This is a genomic window from Legionella santicrucis, assembly GCF_001468135.1.
Taxonomy (GTDB): domain Bacteria; phylum Pseudomonadota; class Gammaproteobacteria; order Legionellales; family Legionellaceae; genus Legionella; species Legionella santicrucis.
Genome location: NZ_LNYU01000007.1, coordinates 1 through 17396, shown reverse-complemented (window position 1 = coordinate 17396; position 17396 = coordinate 1). Strand labels below are relative to the sequence as shown.

Here is a 17396-nt window from a genome sequence, read left to right as displayed (position 1 = left end):
TTTTTGCTCTCTCTACCAAGAACGATGAATTACTTGAGTTATTAGGGGAGTACGCTTCCCATCACCAAGAAGCCTTTGACGCGCTGTTAGCGACTAACCGGTATTATCTGCAGCAACTAAACCAAGGAATCATTGCTTTTGACGCTCTGGAACAAGGTGCCTCTATTAATGCAATGAACAAAAAGGGGCAAAGCGCATTGCATCTTGCGACCTTAAAGGCAGATAAGGAGAGTCTCAGCAAACTCATTGCGCGCGGGATTAATGTAAACATCCAAGATAAAGACGGCAATACCGCTTTAATCCATGCCCTGGAAACAGTGCTCTACAAAGATAAAAACGAAGTTGGACGCGATATTGCCCAACAATTGATTGCAGCGCAGGCGCAAGTGGACATCAAAGATGATGATGAAAATACACCGCTTATCATCGCCGTTCAAAACCAGGACTTAGCCATGGTGAACTATCTGCTGGAGCACGGAGCTTGTCTTGAAACCTTTGATGGCGACATGAAAACTGCTTTATTTTGGGCGGCTGAGAAAGGAGATGAAGCCATTTTTGATGCGCTCCTGAAACAAGGCGCTAAAGTCAATGAGGTCAGTTATCCAGAAGAAAATACTCCGTTGATGGCCGCATTAATCAATCGCCATTTCAGTATGGCACAAAAAATATTGTCACAAACAGAAGTGGCCATAAAACAAAAAAACAGACATGGTAAGACAGTCCTTCATGCTGCTGCTGGTACTCCTGAAGCCTAAAGACCATTCTCGCATTATTGCCGGAAAATCAACGCTTAGAGGCGGTGATGGTTAAAAACAAGCATGGCAAGACAGTGCTTGAGCGTACTGTTAGTAATCCTGGATGCTTAAAAGTCGCTCTAGAATTATTACCAGAAAATCAGCGCTTAGAGGCGGTGATGATTCAAAACATAGATGGCAATACAGTAACTTCATACGGCTGCTATGAATCCTGGGAGCTTAAAGGCCATTCAAGCGTTATTGCCTGCAGAAATTGACTATAATAATGAAAAGAAGAAACAGGCTGTATTATTTTCAAATAAGGATATTTTAATGTCCCAAAACAGACACTCATTTTTCGCGACTGCTAAAGAAAATAAGAGAGACAATGATGTGCTGCATAACCAACCTTTATTAAGGATTGCAAAATAATATAGTGAAAAAATCAGGCCTTTTGTGATTTTACTTGTGTTTTTGCGAAACAGTGAACAGAAAACAAGAGGTCTGAAGTGGAAAAATTAATAGAATTATGCTGGGTTGTCGATGATTTTTGTTGGAAATTTTTGTGGCGTTTCGAGCAACACATGCTGCTTACAAGCTCAACAAAAAACTGTATAGCTCCAATAAAGGATATCCAGTATTTCTCCTGGCTCTACTTACGAATAAAATTAATAGGTCATTTGTTTCACGTACATTCCAATCGATAATTAATAAAATATATAAAATATTGCATTTGTTATTGATGGTTTTGAATATCAAAAGATTGGTATTTTTATTCTTTATGAAATAGCTCTATTTGACCCAACTTTGATCCTATTTTTCAACAGGAATAGAAGTCTTATTTAAAAATTTGAATTTGTTTACTTTCTTTCACTTCTTAAATATTTCCGTATAATGTATCAATATGTTGTTGATAGAGTCGTATCTGGAAATAAGGATTAACCAATAGGCTTATATGAAGAGCCTTGGAGCTAGTGATGGAATACGAAAAACGACAAATGGGTGAAAAACCCATAACAGGTTTCCAAAACCCGCCACTTCCGACAACATCAGCTGAATTCATTACTGTATTGGCTCATTATCATCGAGCCGAGATCAGTCGAATGGCCGGATGGCGAGACCGAATTGATCGAACTACTAACTGGGCAATTACCGCTGTAGCTGCAATGCTCTCACTCTCACTCTCAACTGCTTCGGCACATCATGGAGTGCTTCTGTTCGCGATGATACTCGTTTTGCTACTTCTTCTCATAGAATCAAGAAGATATCGATTCTTTGATGTTTACAGAGGCCGTGTGCGTCTCATCGAGCGACACTATTTCGCGCCGATGTTTACTGCTGCGAGAGTAATTGAGGATCACTGGGCGGAAATTCTGGGGCAAGACTTACGTGAGCCTCGCTTTCTTATAAGCCTTCGCGCAGCAATGTCACGACGCCTACGCAGAAACTATATCTGGATGTTCCTCATTTTGCTAATGGCATGGATCTTGAAAATATCTTCTCCAAAGCTCCAAAACATTAGCACACATCAGGAGGTGGGAATGTCTTTCGATGGAATTGTGAGACATGCCGCATTAGGCCTCATTCCCGGATGGGCTGTGATTACAACTGTCGCTATATTTTTTGGATGGCTCACTTATGCTTGCTTTTATTCTCCTAAAAATATAGGCGAGTTGTCGTACGGTGATGTTCATGTGTGATGATGGAGGTCTTTTACATTGTTTATAATGTCCTCACCATACCTTTTTTAGTAACATATTCTTAATAGCACGACGAATTTTTTGTTCAGGACGTGGTTTAATTAATGAATTAAACAATAAAGAGGTAGACTTGTGAAAATATTCTTCACCCTCAGGTGAGTCTTTAGTATAAAAGTAATTAAATACACAGCATCTAGGTGAATCACATAAAACTGGATTAACTGCGTGCCAAGCTGTACTACTTGCTCCCATTACAACTAAGCGATTAAAAAAATTCGGCACAATAATGCAATTCTCTATTTTTTCATCCCATACTTCGTAATTACCACCATTTTCAAGTTTCCAATTTGGAGAAACATAATAAAGTAAGTTTACTGCCTGATAGAGTTTTCCATCCACATCATGCGAACTGTCTAGATGAGGATTTATATAATGCCCCTTAAGTAGTGTACTAATTCCACCAGCAAGACGTGTTTTATCAGGAACTTGATTTTTAATTTCAGTTATTTCTTCAACTACGGAAATAACCTTCGGATCTTGAATAGCAGAATGAAGATCTTGCAATAAACTGGATTCCCGTTTGACATAGCTATATTTTAACTTTAATTCTCCATAATTATTTAATAAGCGCATTTGTTTTGGTTTAGGAAAATGTTCATATATTTTTTCTGCAATTTCAGTCGGTAGAAGATTATCAAGTGCGAAAAAATGAGCAACTTTTATGGGATGCTCAAAGAAAAATTGTTTTTTCAAATCGTCTTTAGATTCATTCAACCTTTGTACTATCAAATCGATTAATAAGTCTTTCATATTTATACTTCCAACAATTGAATACCATTGAAAAAGAACGAGGGCGGTTATTTTATATATAATAGAACATTTTCATCAAAAAATTTTCTAAATGCTCAAAAAACCAAAGTTAATTAATAATTTCTTTTTCTATCCAAAAGTAATTCTGAAATTTCCTAAAAGGCAATTTATCAATTTTTTCATAGTAAAACACTCAGCGTGGACTATTTTTTCTAAGCCGCCATAAATAAACAGATAGAAGCTTGGATGAGATTTGCTGCTGATGTATAGTAGCTCGGTGAAACGATTTACCGGAGTGATAATGACTAAAATAGTCTATAAAAAAGAAGCCATTAGTAATGACGACACAACATTTTTACTTGATGAAAATAACGACTTTCCCGGCTTAATCAATATAAAAAAACAAGATAATGCACGCTGGGATCTTCATTCGATGGCCCTAACAGAGGATGGTTCGGTTTACGTTTTAGGTTGTAATTATGAGGGGCAACTTGGTCTTGGTGATACAAACAAACGAAAAGAACCAACTAAAATTGAAGGATTACCGTCAATCAAAGATTTTGCTTTGGGTCATATGTCTTCATTTCTCATTGATGAAAATAATAATGTGTATAGTTTTGGTGAAAATCAATATGGTCAATTGGGTTTAGGACACAAGAATAATGTTTCAGTGCCTCAAGAAGTGACGGCTTTAAAAGGGCGCAATATAACAAGAATTCATTTCTGATTTCACTGTGTTCTTGGCTGGTACGGGTGAAGTTTATGAGCAACCAGATAATAATTGTATTCATACTTATGATAATCCTGCTAAATTAAAAAAATTACCGTTTAAAGACATCATTGATATTGGTGTATATGGGATCCAAACTTATTCAAGATGCGGTTTATCCCGGGTTTTCAAGAAGAGAGTAGAAAGATTTAGCTTGGGTTATTTCATATATGTTTAAAAAATTAAAATTTAAGACCATTAAAGCTTCATTAACCATGAAAAGCGAGATAAAAATTTTTTGTAAAGAGCTCTCAGCAGAAGAGGTAGTAGAAATACTTCATTTATTGAAAAGAAATAAAAATGTTGAAAGTTTTACTTTAATAGGTAGTCCTATAAATAATGAAGGAGCTTCTGCGTTGATAGAGGTCTTAAGAACTAATAAGACTCTTACTCATCTTACTTTAAGTCGAACATTTACAGATGGTTTTCTTGATCATAAGAAATTTTTGGAAATAGCAGAAGCTTTAGGTAAGAACCAAACCTTAACTAAACTAGATTTATCTTTCAACAACCTAGGTGGAAAGGCTGTTTTAGCGATATTTAACGCTTTAAAAAAACATTGCAATTATGTCTTACGAGACCTAAACCTACAAGGTGTTGAACTTTATGAATGGCAATATGTTGAGATTCATCCACATTTATTTTATCCAACGTTTGAGGGTGTTTTCTTAGATCAAAAAGGTGAAGAGGAAATGCTTATGGCTTTTGCAAACAATTCTTCTCTCTTAAATTTAAACCTAGCCTCTAACAACCTCACTTCAGATAGGTTAAAAAAAATATTGGATGCCTTTCAATATAATCGAACACTACTGAGCTTGCATTTAGGTTTCGATTTTATTAATGATAATCTTGTTTCGTCTATAAGTAGTTTACTATGTGCTAACGAACACTTAAGGGTTCTCGACCTCAGCACTACTACTGTTCATTGTATCTCGGTGACAAGCTTAAAGCTAATTGTAGAAAGTTTAGAAAAGAATACAACCATTCTTAAGATATCTATGCCTCGCATTGAATATTGGAGACATGAAAAATCTTTGGTTGATTCATTAGACGAATATTTTATGAGGCTTCTTGAAAGGAATCATAATTTTTTTAATCGGTTGCAGTCTGCAGAGCGAGAAAAAATTCCTTCAGATGAAATCAATATCGCTAATAGTCAGCTTATATTGCGTTCTCTTGATTCAGAAAATTATTCTCCTGCTTTACCAGAGGAGAGAGTTCATGGCTTTTTTTCTAATAAAAAAACTAACAATCTAAATGAGCTTGATTACACACCAAAGCCTCAGATTTAAAGCAATAAAGACCCGTTTGTGCTCCCAAAAATGCCCGCAATGGATTGTGAGCCCATCAGACGCGATGCTCTCTTCTTAAAGGAAGAAATCAAACAGAGATTTCACGAGGTTAGACGTAAACGGTCGCTCAAATACACCTACTCCGCAGCATTAAAGTAGTTAATCATTTCATTTTTTAAAAGAAATGGAGTGAGTTGATGAGAAGTGATATTGCTAACTGGGAAGAAATACTAGAACGGTATAAGACAAGTGGCTTAACGCAAGTTGAATTTTGCAAGCGCAATAACCTCGTACTTAACCATTTTCTTTACCGCTGGCATGAAAAGAGCAAGGCATTGAAGGTTGTGCAGATAAGACAGTTTCTCCCCGAGGAAAGGCTAAAAGTGATTCATCCTTCGAATCCATTATTTTAGCGAAATCCTCTTCAGAGAATAGCTTCGTGGATTTAACGCTCCATTTGCCGAACAAAATACATTGTTCTGTAAAAGTAAGTTTGGCAGATGATAGTTTTTCATCGCTATTAAAGCAGGTGATGAAAGCATGTTAATTCCGGAGAATGCAAAGATTCATTTATATTGCGGTGTTACGGATATGCTCAAATCGATAAATACGCTGGCGATGATGGTAAAAGACGTATTGGCGATGGAGCCAACCAATGGCCATTTGTTTTTATTTCGTGGTCGCAGCGGTGATAAATTAAAAGCGCTTTATTACGAAGAACACAGTTTTACCTTGTGGTATCGCCGCTTGGAGAAAGGCAAGTTTGTTTTTCCTCGCAATGCCCATGGCAATATTGAATTGAGTCGAGAGCATTTTAACTGGTTATTAGCCAGTAATAAATTCGTTCATTTTCAAGGAGACGAGCCAATAATTTATCGCGATTTTATTAAATAATCCTCATAAAATCATGGCGGTTAGGGTATAATCTGTCCATGAAAAAGACAGACTCATTGCCACAATCCATCCCTGAATTGCATGCACTTATCTTGGCGTTGCAAGAAGAAAAATTGTCTTTAAAAAAAGAAAATGCAACGTTAAAACAAAACTATGAGCGTGTTTTAGAACAGTTTAGACTAGCGCAACAGCAACGATTTTCACGCTCCTCGGAAAGTAATGTATTACAAATGGAATTACAATTCGATGAAGCAGATGCTATTCCTGCCGTAGAACTTCCCACCGAAGAAAATACGCTCACCATTACCTACACCCGTAATAAACCTAAGCGTCGACCATTGCCGGATGATTTACCCCGTGAAGTGATTGAACACGATATTCCAGAACACGACAAACACTGTGCCTGTGGCTGCCTGAAACAGCGGATTGGTGAAGAAGTCTGAATTAGCAGCAAAAAAGCATTGAGCCATTATTTTCGCCCCAACCTATTGATTTTATTATGCCTGCTAGCTAACCTTGCTGCCCTTAAGAGGAGCAGGGTTACTAAATGACACCAGCAAAAGAACTATCGATTGTCATTGAAAAATCACAAGAAGTACACTCATCAAACTTACCAGAGGGAACAAAACCTTTTGTCATTGGGTGTATTCACCTGGCCTCCTGGATCCCGCGCGCACTAGTCGAGCATAAAATAACCGTATCCAATTTAAAGCGGCTTATCTTTGAGACCACTAAACAACAAGACAAATCTTCAAAGACAGAAGAGAATACCACCGATGCAGAAGAATCTGAAGCGAACCCTTCAAATGATGAGAGCAATGAGCCCAAAGAACCCACAGGACATGGACGCCTTCCGCATACAGCCTACATCAATGCACAGGAACACACCATTGCCTTAGAGTCCCTAAGTGCTGGACAACACTGTCCACATCACTGTGGTGGCAGGCTTTATTCCATCAATCCCGGCATCCTCATTAATATCAAAGGACAGAATTTAGCGTCTGTTAATAAATATTGGATTGAGAAGCTGCGATGTGCTTTATACAATGAGATCTTTTCAGCCAATATTCCAGCTCATGTCCACCAGGAAAAATATCATCCAAGTTTTAAAGCCATGTTAGCCTTACAAAAATACTACATGGCCATGCCTTTTCATCGACAAGAATATTTTCAATCGCTCATAGGCTTTCCCATTCCAGCATCTACCCAATGGCAACTGATGGAAGAGCTGGCTGGGTGTGCGTTGTTAGTATTCCCTGCTTTAGAGGAACTCGCGGCGAATGGTTCTTTAATTCACAATGATGATACTGTTCTTCGAATTGTAGATACAATTCGGCACAACAGACAAAAGCCTGATAAAAAACGAACTGGCATGTACACCACAGGAATATTGGCACAAAACGGCGCCCATAAAATAGCACTCTTTTATAACAGCCAACGTCACTCTGGCGAAAACATGGAGCGCCTTCTTCATAAGCGCCATAAGAATAATGGCAAGGTCATCCAAATGTGTGATGCACTAAGTCATAATGTCCCAGAGACCCACGACACCATTGTGTGCAACTGCTTGTCTCATGGATTTCGTAAGTTTGATGAGTTGCAGGCATTCTACCCAGAATATTGCCTGCCCATTATGAAGTGGCTTTCAATTCCATTTCAGATGGACGAGAAATCAAAACAACTTGGGCATGATGAACAACAGCGCCTAATCTATCATCAAAAGCACAGCAGAGCTGTAATGCTTGAAGCCCGAGCGTACATGGAAAATCTGCTGTCATCCAAACACGTAGAGCCTAATGATTCCTTAGGCAAAGCCATCAAATACATGCTGAAGCATTGGGAGAAACTCACCCGTTTTCTACAAATTCCTGGTGCGCCCATCCATAACAATGACATGGAGAGGGGGTTAAAAATCCCTATCAGAGGACGCAATACTTGGTTATTCTACAAAACAGAATACGGCGCTATGGTGGGTGGGGTACTCACTAGTATTATTTATACCTGTGAGTTAGCAGGCATCAACCCCTTTGAATACTTGGTTGCACTGCAAATTTACAAAGACCCAATTGTTAAAGAGCCCAAAGCATGGCTTCCCTGGAATTATGAGACCACCAAGGCTTCGTTTGAATCATCACTGGCAGCAGCATAAGCAATAGAACGCCAATCTTCTGGAAGGTTTGCTTTGATGGGATGGCCTTGGGCAAGCAGTATCAATAACTCACTGGAGCGTAATTCAACGGAGGGGCTCACCCCAGTGGGCCACCAAGCTAGCTTGCCTCGACTGAACCGTTTCTGACAGAGCCAAAAACCACTCGCATCATACACGAATAGTTTCACTGAGGTTCGCATGCGATTGGTAAAAACAAATACAGTACCGCTGAATGGGTCATCAAGAAGTTTTTGGCGGCATAAGGCTTTTAAGCCATCGATGCCTTTTCTAAAATCAACGGGTTCTACTGCCAATAGCAACCGATGTTGTGGGGTAATCTGCAGCATCGTTACCCCATGAAATCCAGCATGAGCTTTGATACCCTACTCATCGGTACTGCATTGATTTTCAGTATACTGCCACAGGGACGATGAAGCTCAACATTACAAAGCGCATCGCTATTTGATAGAAACTCTGAATCAATCCTCGTAGGTTTTCCTTTTACCTCAACAAACTGCAGGTCCGTTTTCTCTACAGGCAATAATTTCTTCCTGATTTGGATTGGACTAATCCCTAAATGACTGCCGATTTTCGAAGGAGTATAATCACCCAATAGTCCCTTGACCTGCTCCCATAACTCATCGGGGATTTGCCCGCGCTTTGTTCGTGTGGCTCGCCAGTGTCTAAAGGCTTGTTTGACAGTTTCTAGTTTATTGGTACCTTTTGTCATTAAGTCGCCTCCTAAATTCTTCGAGGCTATAGGCTAAACAACAGCTCTGTCTTTAGTCACGCACGCTTACCGAAAGTTCTCGGTTTATCAGTGCAGATGTTACTAGATAATTGTGGCAAAGTATTTGTGGGAGGTTTTTTAGATGAACCTTTGGATTTGCCCCAAGTTAAACGTATGACTCAATACATTCAACTAGCACAAAATAAGTATCTTGATAATGTCTTTGAGTTATGTGATGGGTCATTTGCTATTGTAGGAATCAAACAAAAGCCTACCCTGGACTTTGAAATAGTAGATAACAGGGTTGCACCAGATAGTAAGCTAGCGGAGCAGCTCAGAAAAGCTATGGATAAGCGTGTGGAGGAAGAAGCACCATTGAATCTTGAAAAAAATGCATTCAGTTTAATGGCATATATGTAATTAGGGAGCATAAAAAGTGTGGGCAATTCTCCAGACAAGATCATTCCAGCTTTTTAAATAACAGGAAGTAATGAGCAAATATCTCTTATTTACAAAATAAGGGATATTGGGATGATCCGAGGAGTAAGAGGAGGGCAGGCCGAGTTCAATGCTCTATGTTTAATAAATAGAATTCCCCAGTTTTCTGGGGTACACTTGGGGTTATAAATAAATCAAAGTGATGTGGCTCTGTTAAAGAAGATATTCAAGATAGTTCATTATGCCTATTGAAATAGATTTAACCCATCCTATCTTTGCTCTAAAAGACAAAGTACAAGAAGCAAGCTGTTTCTTGTTTGAAACCTTTGGTTTTAATTATTTTCAGTATCTTCGTTGTTATGCTGACGGCTCAATTAACTGCTTAACGAATAATCCAGGTTTGTTTGAGCATACTAAAGAATATCATGATCAGCCTATTGTCTTTTCTTCTTATGAAGACGAGCATGAACATGTACCTTTCTATTGGTTTTTATGGGACGAAGCGTTACCTCCAACAGCACCTTTACAACTGGCCAGAGATAAATTCAATTTTCATAATGGCTTAACGCTGGTACGACGTTCTAAAAATTACTACGACATGATTGCTGTTGCTTTACCGTATGAACACCCTAATCCTGGTTCGTTTTATCTGAATAAAATAAAGATTATAGAGCAATTTATTTATGACTTTGATAAGCAAAATAAGGATTTACTGCGCATTATGGAGAAGAGCGCTATTTCCTTACCTAAAGCGTATAGAGATGTTAATTATCAAGAGATGTGCTTGAGTCAGGGAAAAATTAAAGTCAGAGGTAAGTCAGGAATGACTTATCTAACAACGCAAGAATTGGCTTGTATAAAATTTTTTCTGAAAGGATTTGCCTACAAGCAAATTGCACACATACTAGAAATTTCCCCAAGAACGGTGGAGACTTATCTCATAAGAGTGAAGCAGCGTACAGGTTACACCTCTTATGTGGAACTTGAACGGATAATGCATTGGTAATTGTCCGTAAACGTTACGGACAGATTTTTTCTCTGAAATCCCTCACAATCACACCCACTTTTATTGATGTGGAGATGTTATGATGAAAACCCCAGAAAGACCTACCGAACATCTGTTTAGACAATTTTGCGAAGGTTATAAAAAACGTGATTTGTCTTTATTGTTGAGTCTATTTACCAGAAATTCAAACATGTGGGGTTCTGGCCTTGATGAATACCGCGAAGGCTTAAAGGAGATTGAAATGCAACTACTTCGAGATTGGAGCCAATCAGAGCACAGCGAAATTGAAATCATAAAATTTGTACCTACTCCGCAAGATTCTTTTTGGGCTGCAGCAATTTGCAATGCTCATGTACTCATTGATGGTACCCAACATATTTTTGAGAATTTACGAGGTACGCTTATTGCTGAAAAAGAAGATGGAGTTTGGAAAATTGCGCATACACACTGTTCATTTCCAGATTATCGAAATGCGGAAAATGGTTCTTTTCCTATAAATGGTTAAAAAATATTTAAGGCGGTAAGTCTGTTAATATTGGCAATAAATAGACTTACTCTCTAGGTTTTATTGTTGATTAACTAAATTGCATAGCAGGGCAGATACGAAATATTGTCTTCATCTTTACTTTTTGATGTACTTGCTTCTGTCTGCACAATATGCTTGTCAGCATGAAATAAACTAGACTTATATTACTGAAACATCGCAGGTAAAATTTGCTATCATCTCTGAATCGTTTTGTATCCATGCTGTTCTCCGCCAAGTGCCATTCACTTATAACCTCGTTATTAAATATCAATTAACTCTTTTGGCTGATCTTTTATGCCAAAAACCAGTATCCTGCCATCTACTGGCAAAAGAAAAAAGAACCTTACATATTGACACAAATGAGTTGAGTTAAATGTAATTTTAATTATCGATGCTTATTAAAAAAACCATCAAAAATCGCTCATCTTAAAACTATTATATACTAATTATATGCATATTGGTTATTTGTTAATTACATTGAGTGATGGTGTTACTATGAAAGCGAAAAAAGAATTCCCTGGGGTTCCAGAATTATTTCGATTACTTACAAACAGATGTGGTGGACTAGATTGCTTAAAAGAAGAACGATTTCGTGGCAATCTTGAGCCTACAGAAATGGCTGTAACTATTCTAAGCCAATATATAAAAACTTCTCCATTAGAATCTGTAGTAAGAAATGTTTTTTCCATAAAACTGCTGCTAGGTGAAGAGGATTGTAATACTGAATTATTGCAAGGGGTAGAGAGGGCAATCAGGGCTCGTCAAGAATCAGAAACAACGAAAGGGAATCATAAAGTGGCTATGCAATTAAGCGTGCAAACGCTTCGACTACTTATTCAAGATTCTGTGGAGCTAAATAAATCGATGATGGAGTCGCCCAAAGAATTCAAGGGATAGGATTGTGGATTTAAAGCTGGGAAAATCTGCTGTAGGGCATTGATATCATTATGGCTATGAGCTTCGTCGCTATAAAAAATAATCACTCGCTCCTGTCCTCGCATATTAGGACTGGATGAGCACTCATTTTATTATCGACACTTCTTGTTCATTCAAACTATTCTCCAAGTCCACTAGATGCTTCTGTCATTAATGTTATTACGGGTTAAATCAAATAGGGGCATGTTTTATTTTTTCTACTATCTATTAAGTTTCAAGTTGAATAAGGCCTCATGATAGAATAGTTGGTTGTAGTAAAAAACAAGATAGGTCAGTTTTTAATCTGTTTTATAATTTTAGTACGAGTTGAAGAGATAAAATAGCTTATGAAGATTACGTTCGTGCACCTAACTGAATCACATTTTTCCCTACTTTTGAAGTGGCTTGAAGAGAAGCATGTGAAAACATGGTGGGATCCGGATGTTCATTGGACGGATGAATTGATTTTTAAAAAATATGCTGATTATGTGAAAGGGTATAAGTTGGCTCATGGTACTCCTAAACCAATCTATCCTTATATTATCTGTGTTGATGAGAAACCTATTGGTTATATCCAACTCTATAATGCACATGATTTTCTACGCTCAAAATCACTTCAAGGCTTGCCCCAATGTCTTGCAGCTTTTGATGTGTTAATCGGCGAGCCAGATTTTTTGAAACGCGGCATTGGCACATCTGCGATTACAATCTTTCTAAATCAATATGCGACTTCATATACTCATATTTTTGTTGATCCTGAAAGTTCTAACGTTGCGGCAATTCGAGCCTATGAAAAAGCGGGCTTTCAGAAACTCGGATTACAACCTGATACAAATGAACTATGGATGATAAAACAAACACATACCTAGATTTGCCTCCTGGTCCATAGGCTTTCAAAACATATTTTATATAGAATTAAAATAAAAATTAATCAGGATTAAGATTATTAAACCATATTTGAGGAAAAACTATGAACCACAGCAGAAGAGGCAATTCAACTTTTAATATAGCACTTATTCTTTAGTTGTTGCCTTTTAAAAAGGTTGAATGCAAGAGAGAAAAAAAGGTATATTGTCCTTTCTCATTAAAGGATAAGCATTCTATAAGGAGATATGTATTGCTAATACTGACAAACAAATTAACGAGCAATGTCAGAGCCAAAACTTAATGGATATTAAGTTTTTGATTAAACAACTAAAAAAGGATTTGCTATGATACAAAAAATTACCAAATTTATATTTGGTATTCAATTATTACTATTAATATCATTGGGATATGCGGGTTCGCCGCTTTGGTCTTTTACTCCCTTGACTCCCACTAACCTAACTTTAGCATCGACGAATAATGGCATAGTCGCATATCGGGTAACTAATAACAGCAATAAACATACTTTTCCACTAGTGCTACAACCTATGAGGGGTGTTAAACAGATTGTTGTTCCCGGAATCTGTTCGGATGTGTTTACGCTGCCGCCTCATCAATCCTGTATTTTGGCACTGCAGATTCTTGGAAGTGAGATATCGGGAAATATTAATGGCGGTCCCATAGTGTGCAATCACGCTAACCCTCTACAATGTTACCGCCCGGATGCAAGTAGTGTGTTGCATGTGACAACGGCTAGTCCGCAGAAATTTAGTGTCTCAGGAAACGTTAGCAATCTCTCCACAGTTGGATTAACTCTACAACTCAATGGTGGGGAATTCCTTGCTGTCGCTCCTGGAAACCCTGCTCCTTTTACTTTTACTACGGGCATTACCTATGGGGGTAGTTATAATGTAACTGTAAGAACCCAGCCTGCAGGATTAACTTGCACGGTTACTGCTAATGGAAGCGGTACCAATGTAACAGCTGACGTAACCAATGTTGCAGTTAACTGTGTACCTAGAACCTATAAAGTGGGTGGAAGCATTTCAGGAAACACCACGACGCAACCTATAACATTGCGGCTCACTTATAACGCTACTAACACTAATGATTTAGTGGTTCCTGCTAATGCAAACCGGTTTGTTTTTCCCACGGCGCTCTCCACTAACGATACTTATGCGGTTACCGTGTTAACGCCTCCACCCGGTGAGACTTGTACCGTTAGTAATGGCACAGGCACTATAGCCAATAATAATGTAACTAATATTAGCGTGGTTTGTAGTGCGACAACATTTACTGTTAGTGCAGCCGTTACTGGATTGACAGCAGGAAGCTTTCAACTGCAAAACAATAACGATGCGTCCGTTACAGCAAATGCCAATACTACTTATCAATTATCTGCTGCCGTAGCTAATGGAAGTCAGTACAATGTCATTGTTGTAACACAGCCGGCTGGTCAAACCTGTACAGCAATTAACAGTTCTGGCACAGTCAATGGGACAAACGTCACTGTTAATGTAACCTGCAGTGCTAACGCTAATACCTTTACCATAGGCGGTACCATCACTGGGTTAACAACATCAGGTTTACAGTTGCAAAATAATAGTACAGATACTATTTCTCCAGCAGCTAATGCGACGACATTCACGTTTAACACACCAGTCGTTGCTGGTGGAACCTATAATGTCACTATTAAGGCATTCCCCGATGGCTTGTTATGCCAGGTAGTAAATGGTTCAGGTACGGCAACTGCTAACGTAACTAATGTTGAAGTTCACTGTGCTTACTTGGCCTATATAGGTAATGAAGATCCAAGTAATAATACCCAGCCTGTTTCCATTTGCCTTGCCGATTCAACCACGTCGGAATTAGTGCGTTGTGGATCAGCGATGGCAAGTTCCCCACCCTTTGATCATCCGGAAGCCATTGCATTCAACCCAGAAGGTACCAGGGCTTATGTCTCTGATACACTTGGATCACCTCGCGCAGTGTATTTATGCGACGTAGATCAGACAACAAGACTATTAACGAATTGCCGTAATGCGGTTAATGACGGCCATATCTTTGCAGCTCCTGAGATATTGGAATTCAACTCCGCAGGAACAATCGCCTATGTACCGAACGAAACATCAGGTGGTGTCATTAATCTTTGCGATGTTAATCCTGATACCGGCGTTCTTTCAAATTGTGCAAGAAATGCAAATGCTTCTTTTACGCAATTTCTTTATCCTGAAAAAGTGAAAGTCATTGGCACACATGCTTTCGTTGCAGATTACAGCGGCATAATCTGGTTGTGTAATATTGGTGCTGACAACACGTTTACTTCTTGTGTTCAAGCAGTTTCAGGTTTGCATAATACTTCGGATGTTAATTTCCATGGATCCCCAACCACGTATGCCTACATTGTGGAAAACTCTCCTAGCCAAGAAGGCGTACTCATTTGTAATGTGGATCTAAGCACCGGACATTTTTCTGGATGTAAAAATGCAATTAATGGTTCCACTGCTTTATTAGACGAACCAGAAGGTATTGTATTCGATGCCGATGGTAGCCATGCCTACATCTCAAATGAAGAAGGAACACGGATTGCATTATGTGTAGTAGATTCAGTGAGTGGAATGTTATCTAACTGTGTTGATGCTACTAATCCTCCATTTACCTTCCATCATCCAACACGTATTACATTACAGCCAACCTTACCGTAAGCCATATAACGGAGAAAACCCCAACTTAGTTGGGGTTTTTTTATCCTCCAGCCATACACAAAATTGAATAATGTATCACTTCATCTCATTGCGAATTCAAAGGGATATATCATTATTTTTTAAATCCTAATTATTTAAATCCAGTTCACATATCTTATAAAGACCAAGATTCTAGTATTGTTTACTCCCTAGATTTGGAAATTTATTTTAATGATTTGAAAACGGTCTATAAAGCAGAAAATAATCGTGATATAATATAAAATTAGGTCAGTTTGACTTATAATCAACAAATTTATGAGTTAATTGGGTTATGGTTTATTCCCATTTGAGCGATTATGTTGGAGAAACGAACATGCAAGAAAAACAAATCAAACCTTTTTCAACACAAGCAACCATTTTACAACAGCTAGGAATTCAAAATAGTAACGGTCTTTGTTCACCTCTTGCTAATTTATATGCGAGTTACAAAATGGGTGGGACTAATCGTGCTTTTTTAGATGAGGGACCTTCCAAAACTTACGAATGTGCTAAAAAAATGGAAGAACATCAGTCTGCGGTCACGCAACAAGTAAGTGAAAAAAGTGGAAGTGGTTTTGGTAGCTTGATTGGAATGCATGTTGCTTTTTTCGATAACCACAAGATGTTTAAAGGTGAGCGTACTTCTATAGATAAGTTATCCACTACAGAAGAAGCAACAAAAGTATTCAGGGATTCAGAGCATGTACTTATAAATTATCCAACACCAGAGGATAAACAGAAAAAAGCTGCTCCTTATCATCAAGTTTATTATGGCCATACCGCCGGTACCAATAAATGTTCTTATTTTAATTCAAATATCCCTGGAGGCGAGCGAGAAGGAAATTGTGAGGATGTGCTTAAGACATTCGTAGAGGACATAAAAAAGTCAGCTGCTCATGATGATCGGGATTGCATTATTGGAAGATCTATATAAATCACTACTAATTTAACACCGGCTAAGCTGTTCAGTATCGCTTAGCCTATAAATCCATCAAATTCAGTTGCTTTATAAATTAGGCAGTTAAAACACAGGGAGAATATTATTATCAATTGGATGTGCTAATTTGTGACCTATAGGGTGGATTTTTTTTATGGTGAAAATATTTTGAGGCAAGAGGATATGGAAGTTACTTCGGCACATCCTCTTAAAGAATCAATTACATGAGACAACATGTACTGTTATTGTCCGATGAAGCATCATTACTATCTTCATCTGTGTCTTCTCTATTACCACTTGCACGCCCACCTCGTCCTAATTTATATTGATTGGCTTCATGTACTCCAGAAAAAAGAAAAGCCATTGAATTCGCGAGAGCGCCAGCGCTATTAAGAGCAGCTTGCTCGTAGTTTCCTTTTTGTAATTCTTCTGTGGCATCTATTACCATAGCACCTACTTCACGAGCATGATATGTTGGTAGACTTCCTGTGCCTGAACGTATGTCTTCTAAATTTCTGTTCACGGCTTCAACCATCTTAGATCCGATTGGTTTTTCTTGTTCAATTAATATCTTGTTAACTTCATATACAGCATCTAGATATAAATTACTGTCTACATCTTCTTTTAAATTTTCTATTTTATCATGTAACTCTTTGCGAGGGGTTGTTTCCATTTCCTGCTTTACGGTTGGATCTTGCTTTTCTGCTGTCATATCTACCTCTGTCTTATTTAATCATTTTTTTATCATTATGAGTCAAAATGAATTATAACGAGTAATTGTTAACAATTTATTAAGATACTTTCTTATAGACCATTTTGAGCAGGGCGATTTCATCAAAGTTTAAAAACCTATCACTTTTCTCAAATATTTAGTAGAAAGGGCAGCTTTCAATCGTTTTAAAGCAATGC

General features: G+C 38.1%; 20 protein-coding genes and 1 pseudogene. 17 read left to right on the top strand and 4 right to left on the bottom strand.

From position 1 onward, the window contains the following. The 3 genes from Lsan_RS01785 to Lsan_RS01775 form a co-directional block, all read left to right on the top strand. Nucleotides 1-755 (top strand): ankyrin repeat domain-containing protein (locus Lsan_RS01785; RefSeq protein ID WP_162265581.1); only part of this gene is annotated, 755 nt, incomplete at its 5' end. A gap of 47 nt (nt 756-802) precedes the next feature. Then, nucleotides 803-1012: a hypothetical protein gene (locus tag Lsan_RS01780; RefSeq protein ID WP_058512833.1), complete on the top strand. Its 210-nt coding sequence runs from the start codon at nt 803-805 to the stop codon at nt 1010-1012. Nucleotides 1013-1711: 699 nt separating this feature from the next. Next, nucleotides 1712-2434: a DUF2270 domain-containing protein gene (locus tag Lsan_RS01775; RefSeq protein ID WP_058512832.1), complete on the top strand. Its 723-nt coding sequence runs from the start codon at nt 1712-1714 to the stop codon at nt 2432-2434. Nucleotides 2435-2467: 33 nt separating this feature from the next. Here the strand turns inward: Lsan_RS01775 and Lsan_RS01770 are convergent, their stop codons facing one another. Continuing rightward, nucleotides 2468-3244: a 2OG-Fe(II) oxygenase gene (locus Lsan_RS01770; protein ID WP_058512831.1), complete on the bottom strand. Its 777-nt coding sequence runs from the start codon at nt 3242-3244 to the stop codon at nt 2468-2470. Between the two features lie 301 nt (nt 3245-3545). On the opposite strand from Lsan_RS01770, the gene Lsan_RS01765 reads away from it, so the two are divergent. The 6 genes from Lsan_RS01765 (at nt 3546) to Lsan_RS21375 (ending at nt 8348) form a co-directional block, all read left to right on the top strand. Next, entirely contained in the window at nt 3546-3971 is a 426-nt protein-coding gene (locus tag Lsan_RS01765) for an RCC1 domain-containing protein (protein WP_058512830.1), read from the top strand. Between the two features lie 212 nt (nt 3972-4183). Beyond that, a complete protein-coding gene (locus tag Lsan_RS01755) occupies nt 4184-5305 on the top strand; it encodes a leucine-rich repeat domain-containing protein (protein ID WP_058512828.1) in 1122 nt (373 codons plus the stop codon). Between the two features lie 197 nt (nt 5306-5502). Then, entirely contained in the window at nt 5503-5718 is a 216-nt protein-coding gene (tnpA, locus tag Lsan_RS23465) for an IS66 family insertion sequence element accessory protein TnpA (RefSeq protein WP_058512827.1), read from the top strand. Nucleotides 5719-5845: 127 nt separating this feature from the next. Further along, a complete protein-coding gene (tnpB, locus tag Lsan_RS01745) occupies nt 5846-6199 on the top strand; it encodes an IS66 family insertion sequence element accessory protein TnpB (RefSeq protein WP_058512826.1) in 354 nt (117 codons plus the stop codon). Nucleotides 6200-6237: 38 nt separating this feature from the next. After that, nucleotides 6238-6642: an IS66 family transposase gene (locus tag Lsan_RS01740; protein ID WP_058512825.1), complete on the top strand. Its 405-nt coding sequence runs from the start codon at nt 6238-6240 to the stop codon at nt 6640-6642. Nucleotides 6643-6746: 104 nt separating this feature from the next. Beyond that, nucleotides 6747-8348: an IS66 family transposase gene (locus Lsan_RS21375; RefSeq protein WP_083505060.1), complete on the top strand. Its 1602-nt coding sequence runs from the start codon at nt 6747-6749 to the stop codon at nt 8346-8348. On the opposite strand, the gene tnpB (Lsan_RS01730) is transcribed toward Lsan_RS21375, so the two are convergent. Then, nucleotides 8300-8695 carry an IS66 family insertion sequence element accessory protein TnpB gene (gene tnpB, locus Lsan_RS01730; RefSeq protein WP_058512824.1) on the bottom strand — a complete coding sequence of 132 codons (396 nt, stop codon included), beginning with the start codon at nt 8693-8695 and terminating at the stop codon, nt 8300-8302. The genes Lsan_RS21375 and tnpB (Lsan_RS01730) overlap by 49 nt on opposite strands. A 2-nt stretch (nt 8696-8697) precedes the next feature. Further along, complete coding sequence (locus Lsan_RS22805) at nt 8698-9078, bottom strand: hypothetical protein (protein WP_237762009.1); 381 nt, start codon at nt 9076-9078, stop codon at nt 8698-8700. A gap of 96 nt (nt 9079-9174) precedes the next feature. Between Lsan_RS22805 and Lsan_RS01720 the strand changes: the two genes are divergently transcribed. From Lsan_RS01720 to Lsan_RS01690, 8 genes and pseudogenes are all read left to right on the top strand, one after another. Next, nucleotides 9175-9498 (top strand): hypothetical protein, encoded by a 324-nt coding sequence (locus tag Lsan_RS01720; RefSeq protein ID WP_058512823.1) that lies wholly within the window; start codon nt 9175-9177, stop codon nt 9496-9498. 259 nt (nt 9499-9757) lie between these two features. Beyond that, on the top strand, nt 9758-10522 hold the full coding sequence (locus tag Lsan_RS01715) for a helix-turn-helix transcriptional regulator (protein ID WP_058512822.1): 765 nt from the start codon (nt 9758-9760) through the stop codon (nt 10520-10522). Nucleotides 10523-10601: 79 nt separating this feature from the next. Beyond that, entirely contained in the window at nt 10602-11027 is a 426-nt protein-coding gene (locus Lsan_RS21195) for a nuclear transport factor 2 family protein (RefSeq protein ID WP_065236267.1), read from the top strand. Between the two features lie 516 nt (nt 11028-11543). Next, a complete protein-coding gene (locus Lsan_RS01705; RefSeq protein WP_058512821.1) occupies nt 11544-11945 on the top strand; it encodes a hypothetical protein in 402 nt (133 codons plus the stop codon). Between the two features lies 1 nt (nt 11946). Then, nucleotides 11947-12074: pseudogene (locus Lsan_RS21910) on the top strand (ISL3 family transposase); the annotation flags it as partial. A gap of 236 nt (nt 12075-12310) precedes the next feature. Continuing rightward, nucleotides 12311-12832 carry a GNAT family N-acetyltransferase gene (locus tag Lsan_RS01700; protein WP_058512820.1) on the top strand — a complete coding sequence of 174 codons (522 nt, stop codon included), beginning with the start codon at nt 12311-12313 and terminating at the stop codon, nt 12830-12832. A 342-nt stretch (nt 12833-13174) separates the two neighbouring features. Beyond that, nucleotides 13175-15532: a hypothetical protein gene (locus Lsan_RS01695; RefSeq protein ID WP_058512819.1), complete on the top strand. Its 2358-nt coding sequence runs from the start codon at nt 13175-13177 to the stop codon at nt 15530-15532. Between the two features lie 352 nt (nt 15533-15884). Further along, on the top strand, nt 15885-16484 hold the full coding sequence (locus Lsan_RS01690) for a hypothetical protein (protein ID WP_058512818.1): 600 nt from the start codon (nt 15885-15887) through the stop codon (nt 16482-16484). Nucleotides 16485-16707: 223 nt separating this feature from the next. Here Lsan_RS01690 and Lsan_RS01685 read toward each other — a convergent pair whose 3' ends face one another. After that, the gene (locus Lsan_RS01685) at nt 16708-17199 is read right to left on the bottom strand and encodes a hypothetical protein (protein WP_058512817.1); all 492 of its coding nucleotides are present in this window, start codon (nt 17197-17199) and stop codon (nt 16708-16710) included. Nucleotides 17200-17396: the final 197 nt, after the last annotated feature.

Coding starts and splice junctions, on each gene's coding strand:
- Lsan_RS01780 (WP_058512833.1), top strand. CDS start 803: ATGGTTAAAAACAAGCATGGCAAGACAGTGCTTGAGCGTACTGTTAGT.
- Lsan_RS01775 (WP_058512832.1), top strand. CDS start 1,712: ATGGAATACGAAAAACGACAAATGGGTGAAAAACCCATAACAGGTTTC.
- Lsan_RS01770 (WP_058512831.1), bottom strand. CDS start 3,244: ATGAAAGACTTATTAATCGATTTGATAGTACAAAGGTTGAATGAATCT.
- Lsan_RS01765 (WP_058512830.1), top strand. CDS start 3,546: ATGACTAAAATAGTCTATAAAAAAGAAGCCATTAGTAATGACGACACA.
- Lsan_RS01755 (WP_058512828.1), top strand. CDS start 4,184: ATGTTTAAAAAATTAAAATTTAAGACCATTAAAGCTTCATTAACCATG.
- tnpA (WP_058512827.1), top strand. CDS start 5,503: ATGAGAAGTGATATTGCTAACTGGGAAGAAATACTAGAACGGTATAAG.
- tnpB (WP_058512826.1), top strand. CDS start 5,846: ATGTTAATTCCGGAGAATGCAAAGATTCATTTATATTGCGGTGTTACG.
- Lsan_RS01740 (WP_058512825.1), top strand. CDS start 6,238: ATGAAAAAGACAGACTCATTGCCACAATCCATCCCTGAATTGCATGCA.
- Lsan_RS21375 (WP_083505060.1), top strand. CDS start 6,747: ATGACACCAGCAAAAGAACTATCGATTGTCATTGAAAAATCACAAGAA.
- tnpB (WP_058512824.1), bottom strand. CDS start 8,695: ATGCTGCAGATTACCCCACAACATCGGTTGCTATTGGCAGTAGAACCC.
- Lsan_RS22805 (WP_237762009.1), bottom strand. CDS start 9,078: ATGACAAAAGGTACCAATAAACTAGAAACTGTCAAACAAGCCTTTAGA.
- Lsan_RS01720 (WP_058512823.1), top strand. CDS start 9,175: ATGTTACTAGATAATTGTGGCAAAGTATTTGTGGGAGGTTTTTTAGAT.
- Lsan_RS01715 (WP_058512822.1), top strand. CDS start 9,758: ATGCCTATTGAAATAGATTTAACCCATCCTATCTTTGCTCTAAAAGAC.
- Lsan_RS21195 (WP_065236267.1), top strand. CDS start 10,602: ATGATGAAAACCCCAGAAAGACCTACCGAACATCTGTTTAGACAATTT.
- Lsan_RS01705 (WP_058512821.1), top strand. CDS start 11,544: ATGAAAGCGAAAAAAGAATTCCCTGGGGTTCCAGAATTATTTCGATTA.
- Lsan_RS01700 (WP_058512820.1), top strand. CDS start 12,311: ATGAAGATTACGTTCGTGCACCTAACTGAATCACATTTTTCCCTACTT.
- Lsan_RS01695 (WP_058512819.1), top strand. CDS start 13,175: ATGATACAAAAAATTACCAAATTTATATTTGGTATTCAATTATTACTA.
- Lsan_RS01690 (WP_058512818.1), top strand. CDS start 15,885: ATGCAAGAAAAACAAATCAAACCTTTTTCAACACAAGCAACCATTTTA.
- Lsan_RS01685 (WP_058512817.1), bottom strand. CDS start 17,199: ATGACAGCAGAAAAGCAAGATCCAACCGTAAAGCAGGAAATGGAAACA.